12 protein-coding genes are annotated in these 12538 nt (G+C 66.2%); 1 reads left to right on the plus strand and 11 read right to left on the minus strand.

Annotation, left to right across the window (positions count from 1 at the left end):
- Nucleotides 1-186 precede the first annotated feature (186 nt).
- A complete protein-coding gene (locus N5D30_RS11650) occupies nucleotides 187-603 on the plus strand; it encodes a HEPN domain-containing protein (RefSeq protein ID WP_279909097.1) in 417 nt (138 codons plus the stop codon).
- On the opposite strand, the gene N5D30_RS11655 is transcribed toward N5D30_RS11650, so the two are convergent.
- From N5D30_RS11655 to N5D30_RS11705, 11 genes are all read right to left on the minus strand, one after another.
- A complete protein-coding gene (locus N5D30_RS11655; RefSeq protein ID WP_088217373.1) occupies nucleotides 576-800 on the minus strand; it encodes a DUF6117 family protein in 225 nt (74 codons plus the stop codon). The two genes, N5D30_RS11650 and N5D30_RS11655, sit on opposite strands and share 28 nt — an antisense overlap.
- Nucleotides 797-1210 carry a hypothetical protein gene (locus N5D30_RS11660; RefSeq protein ID WP_088217374.1) on the minus strand — a complete coding sequence of 138 codons (414 nt, stop codon included), beginning with the start codon at nucleotides 1208-1210 and terminating at the stop codon, nucleotides 797-799. The genes N5D30_RS11655 and N5D30_RS11660 overlap by 4 nt, the downstream gene beginning before the upstream one ends.
- Nucleotides 1211-1275: 65 nt before the next feature.
- On the minus strand, nucleotides 1276-1404 hold the full coding sequence (locus N5D30_RS11665) for a hypothetical protein (RefSeq protein ID WP_254915502.1): 129 nt from the start codon (nucleotides 1402-1404) through the stop codon (nucleotides 1276-1278).
- A 144-nt stretch (nucleotides 1405-1548) separates the two neighbouring features.
- The gene (locus N5D30_RS11670; protein WP_088217375.1) at nucleotides 1549-3687 is read right to left on the minus strand and encodes a ParB/RepB/Spo0J family partition protein; all 2139 of its coding nucleotides are present in this window, start codon (nucleotides 3685-3687) and stop codon (nucleotides 1549-1551) included.
- 146 nt (nucleotides 3688-3833) lie between these two features.
- Entirely contained in the window at nucleotides 3834-4217 is a 384-nt protein-coding gene (locus tag N5D30_RS11675) for a DUF2958 domain-containing protein (RefSeq protein WP_088217376.1), read from the minus strand.
- Complete coding sequence (locus N5D30_RS11680; protein WP_094514275.1) at nucleotides 4214-5173, minus strand: zincin-like metallopeptidase domain-containing protein; 960 nt, start codon at nucleotides 5171-5173, stop codon at nucleotides 4214-4216. Before N5D30_RS11680 ends, N5D30_RS11675 begins: the two co-directional genes overlap by 4 nt.
- A 43-nt stretch (nucleotides 5174-5216) precedes the next feature.
- The gene (locus N5D30_RS11685; protein WP_279909099.1) at nucleotides 5217-6071 is read right to left on the minus strand and encodes a hypothetical protein; all 855 of its coding nucleotides are present in this window, start codon (nucleotides 6069-6071) and stop codon (nucleotides 5217-5219) included.
- A gap of 29 nt (nucleotides 6072-6100) precedes the next feature.
- Nucleotides 6101-6748, minus strand: a complete 648-nt coding sequence (locus tag N5D30_RS11690) for a DUF2971 domain-containing protein (protein WP_088217379.1) — start codon at nucleotides 6746-6748, stop codon at nucleotides 6101-6103.
- 73 nt (nucleotides 6749-6821) lie between these two features.
- Nucleotides 6822-10094 (minus strand): error-prone DNA polymerase, encoded by a 3273-nt coding sequence (locus tag N5D30_RS11695; RefSeq protein ID WP_088217380.1) that lies wholly within the window; start codon nucleotides 10092-10094, stop codon nucleotides 6822-6824.
- Nucleotides 10091-11611: a DNA polymerase Y family protein gene (locus N5D30_RS11700; RefSeq protein ID WP_088217381.1), complete on the minus strand. Its 1521-nt coding sequence runs from the start codon at nucleotides 11609-11611 to the stop codon at nucleotides 10091-10093. Before N5D30_RS11700 ends, N5D30_RS11695 begins: the two co-directional genes overlap by 4 nt.
- Nucleotides 11526-12251, minus strand: coding sequence for a damage-inducible protein (locus tag N5D30_RS11705; protein WP_223850347.1), 726 nt, complete (start codon nucleotides 12249-12251; stop codon nucleotides 11526-11528). Before N5D30_RS11705 ends, N5D30_RS11700 begins: the two co-directional genes overlap by 86 nt.
- Nucleotides 12252-12538: the final 287 nt, after the last annotated feature.

Raw genomic sequence — 12538 nt, forward strand, 5'->3', positions numbered from 1 at the left:
CCGGACGGGCTCAACCCCGTCCCGGCCACCCTCTCACTCTGGCGCAGCCGGAACCCGGCCTGTGGCACCGGCTTCCGGCGATGCGGATGGGACGCTAAGCTCTCGTAGGAAAACAGCCGTGACGCCTAACATCATCCGGGCGCGCTGCGCCGGATGATGAGTATGCCAATGGGAGGTGGCGGTCTGGTGGTGGCGCGCGAAGACATCGTGCGAGCGCGTGGTTTGCTCGCCAACGGCGAGGAGTTTTTGCCGTCGCCGGCACAGGCGGAGAACGGCGATCCCCGCGACACCTGCTACATGACCGCGATCGCCGCCGAGCTTGGGCTGAAGGCGTATCTTTCGAGCCAGGGCTGGAGCGACGATCGGTGTCGGCAGGACATTCGCCACGACCTCGAAAAGGGCCTGTCGCACGCCGACAAGTCCGGGATGGTCGGAACGGGTGACGATCTGGGCGATGTGATCGCGGTGTTGAACGCCTACTATCAGTGCCATGCCTTCGATCGCTTCGACAGCGATCCGGCGTTTGCATCGAAGGCCCGCGCGGAAGTCGCGCGTCTCCTCGATGTGGTGCGCCCCTATGTCGAGGCCTCCGGCGGGCGGTAGATCTCGAAGGGATTGCCGTCGGCGAGATGGCCGAACGGCGTGAAAACGAAGTCGCCTTCATCGCGGCCGACAGCGCAGATGACGTAGCGCGGCTCGCCGGTCGCCACGTCGGCGCATTCCATCAGCGCCAGGTCGCCGCTCGACGCGGCGCGCAGCAACGTCTGGAAGTTGGCGCGGGCATGGTCGGGGATGCTCATCGTGCGCCTCCCTCGGCAAGCCGGTCGGCGAGCCAGCGGCCGGTGCTCATCCAGGCGATTGTCTGGCCCGTGGCGAGATCGAGGACATGGGCGCCGCCCATGAAGCCGTCGATCACGGGATTGGAGGCAATGCCGGCCCACTGAAATCCCCAGCGGCCGGTCAGTCCGAACGCCTCGGCGCAGCGCGTCACGAAGGTGATCGCAAGCTGCGGATCGGCGGTGCCGGGATCGCGCAGCCAGAGCCGCGACGCGCCGTGTTCGGGTGTCACCGACAGGTGAAACGGCTCGGCCGGCGGGTCCTCGCGGCCGTTCTCGGCCATCAAGGCGGCATAGATGTCGAAAGCCCGGGCGACATTGGCGGAGGTGCCGACGTCGAGCAGGCAGGAATAGCGGGTGACGAAATCGGTCATAGCGGGCTCCGGAAACGAAAAGAGCCCGGCGCTCGGGCCGGGCTCGGAGTTCGGGGTGACGGCGGCTAGTAGCCGAACTGCCAGGAAGGCCAGGCTTGGCCGTTGTCGGCGGCGCGCGCGGCGTCGGCGAGATCGGCGGGATCGCCTTCCACGACGACGGGGTCGCGCACCGGCATTTCGTCGATTATCGTCACGCGGCCGACGCTCCTCGACCTCGACGTGCACGGGAACGAGGTACTGGAAGACGACGCGGTGTGGCGGCGGTTTGGATTGCGACATGGCGATGCTCTTTCGTTCGGGGAAAAGGCCGGAGCAGCCGAAGCCGCTCCGGGGGTTCGTCATTCAGCCGCGACAAGGTGCGGTTCATCATCGATGGCCTCCGCGGTGACCTCCTCGTCGTCGCTGGCGAGGAATGCGGGCAGCGCCGCATCGTCGTCCTCGCCGCCAGCCTCGACCTCCGGCGTGGACACCTCGGCATCGTCGATCAGGCGCAGCGGCTCGGGCAGCCAGCCGGTCTCGGCGAGCAGCCGCTCGGCCTCCTTGGCCATGTCGCCCTTCTTCAGGTGGTCGATGAGCTGCGCGGCCTGCTCTCCGACGCCCTCGCGAACCGCCTGCAGGATGCGGGGCTTGGTGACACGGTTGAGGTAATTGCCGAAGGTCGGGCGCCAGCCGGCCTCCACCAGATCGAGCCCAGTCGCCTTGGTCAGGCGGTCGGCCTGGGCGAGCCGCATGCCGAGCGTGTGCTGCGACACGCCGCCGGCGCTGTGCGGGTTCGGCCGCTCATAGAGCGCGTTGACGCCGTAGCTGACGCAATGCGCCAGCAGCGCCATCCGGCTGGCGTCGTCCAAGCCCGCGAGCCAGTCCCATAGGGCATCGTCGTCCTTCGGGATGTCGCCGGCCCAGGCGGCGTGACGGTCCTGCACCGCGCGGGCGGACGGGCAGTCCTTCAGCCCATCGTCCTGCGCCGGGAAGAAGACGTGCTTCACCCCGGCCTCCATGGCGCCCGTGTACATGCGGGTCATGAAGGTGTCCGACACCAGCTTGTGGAGCAGTGCGGTCATGGCGACGTGCGGGTTCTCCGCGACGGCGTTGCGCAGCGCGAGGGTGCGATAGGCCGTCAGCTCGATGACCAGGCGCTCGGGGAGCGGCTTGATCGCGTCGTCCTCGTCGTCCTCCGCCTCGACGGGCTGGCCGCCGATCGTGATGACGGCGCGCTGCACGGCCGGCGCACCGGGCTCATCCGACCGACCTTCGGTTTCGCCCCCATCGGCCTCGGCGCCGGGGTCGGGAGCCTCGTCCTCGGCCCGGACATAGCCGCGATCGATGGCGACGGTGCCGTCATGAGCGATGCTGATGAACACACCGGCGCGGGCGATGTCGGCGGCCTCGAATCGCACGGGACGGGTGTCGAAGGCCGACAGCGCCGTCTCGATCTCGCCGAGCCGCTGGTCGACCTCGTCGGGCAACTCATCGGCGTCCTCATATTCGGCCTCGAGCTTCTGGTACTCGGAGTTGAGCGCCGCGATCGTCGCCTGTTCATCCGCCGTCAGGTCGAGCGGTTCGCCCTGCAGCTCGCGCAGGCCGCGCGTTGCGTCGTAGGGGAAGCTGACCGCGACCTCGATCCACTTCCAGGCCTCGGCGGCGATGGTCTCTGCCGTCGCCTTCAGCTTCTCTGCGACCAGCCGATCGAGCAGCGCCGCATCCTGCAGCCAGCCGCCATCGTCGGACTGGAACAGGTCGCGCATGACGATGCCACCGGCCAGCTCATAGGCTTCGACACCGACGAAGACGGCGCGCTTGTCCGAAGCGCGCACCGTCGTCTCGGTGAGCATGCGACGGATTTGATAGGGCTCCTTCGACCAAGCGTCCTTGATCGCCTCCCAGACCTGCTCCTGGCGAGCGTGATCGTCGGTGACGGTGAACGCCATGAGCTGGTCGAGCGTCATGCCGTCCTCGGCATAGATGTCGAGCAGGCTGGGCGAAACGGCCGCGAGGCGCAGGCGCTGCTTGACCACTTGAACGGGCACGAAGAGCGCCGCAGCGATATCCTCCTCGGTCTTGCCCTTCACCCGCATGTCCTGGAAGGCGCGGAACTGGTCGAGCGGATGAAGCGGCGCGCGGTCGATATTCTCGACCAGCGAGACTTCCTCGGCGAGAATCTCGTCGTCGCGCTTGCGCACCACGCACGGCACCGGGGCGATCTTGGCGAGGCGCTTCTGCTTGACGAGCAGTTCCAGCGCACGGAAGCGACGGCCTCCGGCCGGCACCTCGAACATGCCGGTCTCATGGCCCTCGGCATCGACGACGGGGATGACGCTGAGGCTCTGGATGAGGCCGCGACGCGCGATCGAGGCCGCCAGGTCCTCGATCGAGACGCCGGCCTTCACGCGCCGGACATTGGACTGGCTGAGCGCCAGCTTGTTGAAGGGGATGTCGCGCGAAGACGACAGGACGATCCTCTGAACTGCAGTAGCCATCGAGATTACTCCGCGACGGGCGGCCGAGAGCCTCTCTCTCGACCTCCAACCCGTCACGAAATCCCGTCCTCCCTCTCACTCTCTCCTGGCCGGCGGCTAGGGCGCGGCGACGGGAGACGCAGCAGCGCAGACCCGTCGCCACAAATTTACGGATCTACGGACTGCGCGGTCGTCGCGCTTCGGTGGGCGGCGTGAAGCACGCGTTCGGCCTGACGAATGCTGCCGGTCCGACTGGCTGCCTCGGCCCAGGCCGAGATCGGATAGAGCCCCTCGAAAAGGATGTCGCGTTCGATGCCGAGACCCATCGGCAAACGCACCGCGGTCACTTCGGCGAGGCTGAATGAGCCGAGCTCGGGTTCGCCGAGATCTGCCAGGCCGAACAAGGTGTCGCCGTCCTCGTCGAGTTCGGTCGCGAGCCAGACGCCTTCGCCGAGGGGGTTGAAGAACTTCACCACGGGGATGTGATCGGCGTCGCGTTTCCGGCCGTTGGCCAAGAGCTGCTCGCGCAGTTCGTCGGTCATGAGGATCATGCGGCCCTCCTGTCGATCGCGGGTTCGGCCGATAGCGCGGCCCCGTCGGCCGGCACGAAGCCGAGCAGCCAATCGGCGGCTTTGCTCGCCTGGCTGGCGGAGCGGACGATGGCGCGATTGTCCTCGCGCAGCACTTCCAGCCAGGAGCCGATGTAATCGGCGTGCCGCACGGTCGGCACGATGCCGAGCGAGGCGCAGCAGAAGGCCGCATTCATTTCGGCAACCAGTTCCTCGACCGCATATTTCTTGGTGCCAAAACCGCCGCTCATGTCGCGGCCGAGACGGGACGGATGGCCGGTGGCGTGACCCAACTCGTGCAGCGCGGTCCGGTGCCAGTTGATCGGCTCGAAATAGGCCTGGGGCGGCGGAACCCGCACATAGTCGAGCGCCGGCACGTAGAAGGCGCGATTGCCCCCGATGCGAAAGTCGATGCCCGTCGCCCGGATCAGCGCCTCGACCTGCGGCTCGATCAGGCCTGGCGACGGCGGCGGCGCGACGATCGCGATGTCCTCCGGCAGGCCCTCGCACTGCGCGGCGTTGAACACCGTGAAGCGCTTCAGGAATGGGACCGCCTGGGCCTCGTCGCCGGTCTCGCGGGCGCGCCGCTTCTCGTCGTCTGGCACGAAGCGGTCGGCATAGACCACGGTCGTGCCGCGCTCGCCCTTGCGGACATGGCCGCCGAGCGCCAGCGCCTGGCGAAAGGTGAGCCAGCTCTGGCCGGGAAAGCCGTGCTCGATGACGGCGCCCCAGAGGATCAGCACATTGATCCCCGAATAGTGCCGGCCGGTGGCGGCGTTGCTCGGCATGGCGAGCGGCGCTTTCGCCGCCGCCGTGCCCCAGGGCTGGACCCAGGGCACGCGACCGGTCTCCAGGTCGCCGATGATCTTGCCGGTGATTTCGTCGTAAAGGCTCGTGCGGTCCTGGCCGGCGCGAGCGGATGGGGTTCTTCTGGACATCACGGATCTCCGCGACGGGCGCCGGAAGCCTCTCTCCCAGCCCTCAACCCGTCACGGCAACGCCGGTCCGCACTCTCACTCTAAAGGGGGCGTTGCGGGACGGCGAGCCCCGCAGAAGGGGTCGGCCGAGACGTTGGCTCGGACGCAGGGGAAGGCTTTCCCCGCAAGATCTAGTCGGACGTGGAGGCCATGGTCGTCGAATAGAATGTCGCGATCCAGCGCTGCTTGAGTGTGGCAATGCGAGTCGGCTCGGGAGGCGCACGGCCCAGGACGGTGGAAAGAACGACGTGAGTTGCTCGCCAACCTGAACCACGAGCTTTCCGATCTCCGAGACGACTGCATCCAGCGTCGTCGCTTCCATGAATGGGCCTATCACGGCATCGCCGTCGCGCTGCGGCCGCATCATCAGGGCGGACTTCATCGTCGGGTGACCGGCGAGCTCAGAGAACATCTTGTAGGTTTCGAAGCGCTTCTTGCCGGTGAACCCTTCGCGCGCGTCGATGGCTTCGCGGAGTTTGACGGGGCCGAACTCTCGCTGACGCGTCTTTTCATCAGCGAGGCGCCAACGACCGATCAGGCTTCGGTCGCCTGCGAAGTAGCTCAGGAGGAAAACCGTCTCGAGAACGTCGCGGAGGATGAGTGCGCTATTCTGGCTATAGCCTGAGAGCGCGAGTTTGATGCTCGCGCCAAACGCGTTGAAGGTTCGCATGCCGAGGATCTGGATGACCTTGAGATCTTCGTCTGCGGTGTCGAACTGTCGCAATATGTCGGCGAGGTCCATGGCGGCTTCGGTCACTGCGAGATGCAACGCGCGGTGGTCGTCCGCAGCGATCATTTCGAGAGCCTTCTGCCGCAGCTCCTCCTCGCCGGCATGCAACCTCGCGAGATTGGCCGGCATCCCGCCGGCGGCCCTCCTGTCCATTCCTGCTATCTCCAGAGAGCGTCGTTCTTGTTTCTGACCACATCGAAGCTGCCGAACGCGGGCCGCGCCTTGAAGGCGGTGACATGATCGCGGGCGTCGCCCAGCGCTTCGGCCAGGTCTGCCCGGGTGATCGTCGATCGATCGCCGACGATCACTTCCACCGGCTTCAGGTCGTCGGTGAAGGGCTCGAAGTATAGGCCGCCTTCGTGGACGCTGTCGGCGAGCCGGCTGAAGGATCGATATTCCGACTCATATCTCCAGGCGGTGAACTTTGTCAGAAGCAGGTCCTCCACGTCCGCGCCGACGAGATCGCGGTCGGACGGCGCCGGCAGGCGCTTTCGCCGATACTTCACCGGATGATACAGGTCGCTTTTGTCGGGCACTTCGAACCCGATGACGATGCCGTGGTGTTTCTCGGCGTAATGGCCCCAAAGCAGCGGATGGGACCATTTGTGGCTGAAGCACAGCAGGCCATACTCGCGATCGCGTTCATTCTTCCAGTTGCGCAGGAACGCGCGGGCGCGCTTGTCGCGGAGATTCCAGCCGAGAAATTCGAAGGGGTCGTTCAGCTCGTTGATCCGAGCGAGTTTCAGGCGTCGTTGCTTGAGCGCGAGAAGCCCGTATTTCTGCGACGTGAAATGGTAGAGACGCATAGTATTCAGGTCGCTTCGCTGTTGAGACCGGCCATGTCGCGGGGTGAGTCGCGCGGGGAACTATTCTCCGTCTTTATCTGAAATCGCGCGTCTTCACCTTGATCGTATCAATGTGCAGGTCGGGGATGTAGATGTCGCGCGGTCGAACCGTTCGCGGCGGCTGACCGCGAGGGTCCGGGGTTGGCGAACCATGGTGGAATTCGTCGCCGCGCCCATGCGGCAATGGAAAGGCCGTGTCGCGCTCGCCAACGCTGGCCAACTCGGCGGAGAGATCGGTCAGCCTGTGGGCGACAAGATGGACCACTTCGCCCTCCCGCTGAACGCGCCCGCGCACCGCGATCATGCCGGCCGACAGAATGGTGCGGCGGTTCTGCTCGAAGACCTTGGGCCAGACCACGAGGTTGGCGATCCCGCTCTCATCTTCGAGCGTGATGAACATGACGCCCTTGGCACTGCCGGGACGTTGCCGCACCAGCACGATGCCGGCAGCCTCCAGCCACCGGCCCTCCTTTGCATCCATCGCCTCTTGGCAGGAGACCATACGACGGCGGCGCAGCTCCGGGCGCAGGAACGAGACCGGATGGTCGCGTAGCGACAGGCTGACATGCCGGTAGTCCTCGACGACTTCACCGCCCGCCGTCATCGGGCGCAAGATGACGGCCGGCTCGGCAACCTCGGGCACGATCTCTTCCTCGCGGGCCGACGCGGCGGCGAAGAGCGGGAGAGGCTCGTCGCGCAGAGCCTTGATCGCCCATAGGGCCTCACGACGGGCGAGGCCGAAGGGCGGGCGAAACCCGTCCGCTTCGGCGATCTGAGTGAGCGCCGCGACGGGCACGCCGGCACGGCGCCAGAGATCGTCCACTGAGCCGAAGGGCTGGTCCGCCCTGGCCGTGACGATCGCCGCGCCGTGGCCGTTGGCGAGCCCTTTGACCATGCGCATACCGAGGCGAACGGCGAACCGCTCATCGGTGCCGGTGGGCTCGAGCGTGCAGTCCCATCGGGAGGCGTTGGCGCAGACCGGACGGATCTCGACGCCATGATTGCGCGCGTCGCGGACGATCTGGGCCGGCGCGTAGAAGCCCATGGGCTGGCTGTTCAGCAATGCGGCGCAGAAGATTTCCGGGTGCCAGCATTTCAGCCAGGCCGAGGCATAGGCGATCAGCGCAAAAGAGGCTGCGTGGCTTTCCGGGAATCCGTAACTGCCGAAGCCCTCAAGCTGCTTGAAAGTCTGCTCGGCGAACGCCTGCTCATAGCCATTAGCCACCATGCCGGCGATCAGCTTGTCGCGGAAATGGGAGACGCCGCCGGTGAACTTGAAGGTGGCCATCGACTTGCGAAGCATATCGGCCTCGCCGGGAGTGAAGCCGGCGCATTCGATGGCGACACGCATTGCCTGCTCCTGAAAGAGCGGCACGCCGAGCGTCTTGCCGAGCACCTTCTCCAGCTCGGGCTTCGGGTAGTGGACGGGCTCAAGGCCCTCCCGGCGACGAAGATAGGGGTGCACCATGTCGCCCTGGATCGGACCGGGCCTGACGATCGCGACCTGCACGACGAGATCGTAATAGGTGCGCGGCTTCAGACGCAGCAGCATCGACATCTGTGCCCGGCTCTCGATCTGGAAGGTCCCGAGCGTGTCCGCCTTGCGGATCATCGCGTAGGTGCGCGGGTCCTCGGCTGGGATGGCGGCGAGATCGAGATTGACGCCCTTGTGCTCGGCCAGGAGATCCAGCCCCTTCTTCATGCAGGTCAGCATTCCGAGCGCCAGGGCGTCGACCTTCATGAACTTCAGGGCGTCGATATCGTCCTTGTCCCATTCAATGACCTGCCGGTCCTTCATCGCGGCCGGCTCGATCGGTACAAGGTCGTCGAGCCTGTCGTGGGTCAGCACGAAACCGCCTGGATGCTGGCTGAGATGGCGCGGTGCGCCCATGAGCTGCCGAGCGAGATCGAGCGTCAGGCGAAGGCGGCGATCGGCAAGATTGAGGTTCAGCTCCTCGACATGCTTCTGTTCCACGCCTTCCTCCGACCAGGCCCAGACCTGCGACGACAAGGTGCCGATCAGATCCTCTGGCAGGCCTAGCGCCTTGCCGACATCCCGCAGCGCGCCTTTGGTGCGATAGCGGATGACAGTCGAACAGAGCGCGGCATGGTCGCGGCCGTAGGTGTCGAACACCCACTGCATGACGATCTCGCGCCGCTCGTGTTCGAAATCGACGTCGATATCTGGCGGCTCCCGGCGTTCCTCGGACACGAAGCGCTCGAAGAGAAGATCATTGCGGCCGGGATCGATCGACGTGATGCCGAGGACGTAGCAGACCGCCGAGTTGGCCGCCGAGCCGCGACCTTGGCAAAGGATGTCCTTCGATCGCGCGAAGCGGACGATCGAATTCACGGTCAAGAAATACGGCGCGTAGTCGAGCTTCTCAATCAACCGCAGCTCATGTTGAAGCGCGGCAGTCACACTGTCAGGCACGCCTTCTGGGTAGCGCTCGGTGGCGCCTTCCCAGGTGAGCTTCGCCAGCGTCTCCTGCGGTGTAAGGGCAGGATCGTCGCGTTCCTCGGGATATTGATAGGCCAGCTCGTCGAGATTGAAGCGGCAGCGGGCTGCGATCTGCAGGGTTCGGGCGAGCGCTTCGGGATAGCGGCTGAAGAGACGGTGCATCTCCTCGGGCGGCTTGATGTACCGATCGGCGTGACGCTCCCGGCGGTCGCCGATCGTGTCGATCGTGACATTGTGCCGGATGCAGGTGACGACGTCCTGGAGGATCCGGCGGGCGGGCTCATGGAAGAGGACGTCGTTCGTCACCACGGTCGCAACTCGCATCTGGGTGGCCAGGTTCGACAGCTCATGAAGGCGGAGCTGGTCATTGGGCCGACGGCGCAGCGTCAGCGCCAGGTAGGCCCGATCGCCGAACGCGTCGCGCAGGCGGCGCAGCCGAAGGCCGCATTCCTCGTCGGCGAGATCCGGCACGAGAACGGCGATCAAGCCTTCGCCGTAGGCGACGAGGTCCTGCCATTCGAGCACGCACTTCGCCTTTCCGCCGCGCCGCTTGCCGAGCGACAGAAGCCGGCACAGACGGGAATAAGCGGGTCGGTCGGTTGGATAAACCAGCACCGACATGCCGTCGGTGAGGTCGAGACGGCAGCCGACAATCAGACGAACCCCGGTCGTCTTCGCCGCTTCGTGGGCCCGGACGATGCCGGCGAGCGAATTCCGGTCCACCACGGCCAGCGCTTCGATCCCGGCGAGCGCGGCTTGGGCGAACAACTCCTCGCAAGACGAGGCCCCCCGGAGAAAGCTGAAATGCGAAGTGACCTGAAGCTCGACGTAGCGGGGCTCGCTCATCCGAAGACCCCGTGAATGAACCAGCGGTGCGAGCCTGTGGCGGTGTCCTCGCCGTCGCCGGCGCGAAACAGCCAGTAGCGTTCGCCGGCGTCGTCCTCGACCCGGAAATAGTCGCGGACGGCAACCAACTCGGCATCGCGCTTCCACCATTCGCCAAACACGCGCTCCGGCCCGTCGCCACGCCGAAGGCGGCGGCGGATGCCGCGCCAGGTGAAAGACACCGGCGGATGGTCGGGAAGCAACGCCACGGTCTCGACCGGCTCAGGGGCCGGCAGAAGGCGGGAGGGCCGCGGCCAATGGCCGGGCCAGCCCGCTCCCGTATCGGCCGCTATCGCCGGGATACGACAGACAGATCGCTCCGGAACATCGCTGGCGACCGGTGCAAGCCGATAGAGGGCACGCTCGCCCACGCGGTTCATCAAGGTGTCAATTAGATCGGAGACGTCCGGGGTGCTCTCTTCGACCAGCGAGCTGACGATCTGCTTGCACTCAAGCGGCTCAGCGACGCTTGCGGCGAGGGTCATCACCTCGATGCCGAAGCCGGGCGAGATGGTCTCGATCTTGTCGCACAGGAGGCGCGTCAGCCGCTTCACATCGCGGACCGGCGTGGCCATGCCGACCCGCACGGCCTGGGCTCGGCTGTCGACGCGGTGGCAGATGAGATCGAGCCGGCGAGCGCCGAGGCCGCCTGCCTCCAGACGTTCGCAGAGCTGGGTGACGAGCTTGCCGATGTAACGGGCGATGGTCTCTGCCGCGCCGATCGGCTCGGCGAAGGCACGGCGTACCTCTATGAGATCGGCCGGGCGGACCGGCTCGATAAGTTCGGCTGCAATGCCCAAGGCCTGGTCCAAGCGTCGGCCGAGTTCTGGTCCGAAGCGAAGGGTGAGCGGCGCGCGCGGCTGCGCCAGAAGATCGCCGACCGTTCGGAAGCCGAGCGTGCGCAGTGCGGCGACAGTGGGGGCCGGAATGCGCAACGCCTCAAGCGGCAACCGCTCCAAGACGGACGGGCCGTGCCCCTCGGGCGCGATGACAGTCGGCAGCGCTGAAAATCGGGCCAGCGCATGGGCTGCTCCCCAGGTGTCGGCGATCGCGCCTCTCGCGGAGATCCCGGACATGGCGAGGCGCCCGATCAAGCCGTCCAGCATGACAGTCTCGCCGCCGTGGAGATGATCAGCGCCTGTCGAGTCGATGATGAGGCCGTCGTGCGGATCGGGGGCGACGATTGGTGCATACCGGAGAAGCCACACCGCGAGACGCTCAAGCGCCTCGGCGTCGGCAGCGGGATCGGCATCTTGCACAATGAGGCCGGGCACCAGCACTTGCGCCTTGGTGACGGGCATGCCGGCGCGCAGGCCGGCGGCCCGGGCCGCAGCATCCGCCGCCAGCACCACCCGCCTGTTCCCGTCGCGGCCAATCAGGACGAGCGGCGCCTCAGCCGGAGGCGCCGCGTCGCCAGCCTTCCGCCGAAGCCGGTCCGTGGACCAGCTCGGCAGGAAGAGCGAGACGACCCGTGTCATCGCACGCCTCCAACTCGAAATCTGCACTTTCGCCCGCTCGCGCGCGGATGAGTTCAACCAGCCAGCGGGCGCGGCCTACGCCGGGAACCGGTAGCGGCGTCGAGGGCAGCACGGAGACGCGCCAGCGCGTCATCGCCGCGGTAGGCTGCCCGAAATCCGTCGCTTCCGTCTGTCGCCGCCAGCGCCGCAGGGCGATGCCGAGCGATCCGGTGCCCTCTGCAGCCAACTGGAGCCGCCGTGAGGCCGTCATGGAAAGGCGGGCGACCTCGCCGATGACAGCCCCGAGGCCGCCGTGGCGCAATCCTTCTTCCATGCAGGCGAGCACAGTCTTGTCGTCGCCAGCTTCGAGGTAGATCACCCGATCGCTCGCGAGGCCCGCCTGGGCGATGGCCGGCGCGAAAAGGTCTGCGCGCGTGATGCACCAAAGGATTTTGCCCTTGGTGCGAGCGGCGAGGCCTGCGCTGAATGATGCTGCCGCCGCGCCATCGACGGCGCCATTACCGCCGCCGGCTATCTCATGCAGCGCGCCGAGCGCGAGGCCGCCGCCAGGTAGTCGCGAATCCACCTCGGTGATCCCGAAGGGGAGAACCGATCTGGCGCGCCGGCTTCTGCCTTCGATCTTTTCGATCTGCGCGCGCAAGAATTCTATGGCGGGCTCCGGCCGCAAGCTTCCTGTTGACCTCCGGGAAGAGCTTCGTCATCATGTTCTCCATTTGTTCTCTCTTTGGCGGCTAAGAGTCAAGCGCCTTTCATCCGGAGCAAGGGTTGCAGTCGAACAAGTCGTATTGATTTGGCGACCGCTGCGTCTTTCGCTGTGCGCCCAACTCTCTAGCGACGTGGACACGCTCTGAGTGTATGATGTGTGAATCAGAATTGGGCGCGAGGCACAACCTTCCAACGACCGGCACGACGTAGTCGTTCAAGGGA

It is taken from the genome of Pseudomonas sp. GD03875 (genome assembly GCF_029840585.1).
GTDB lineage: Bacteria > Pseudomonadota > Gammaproteobacteria > Pseudomonadales > Pseudomonadaceae > Aquipseudomonas > Aquipseudomonas paralcaligenes.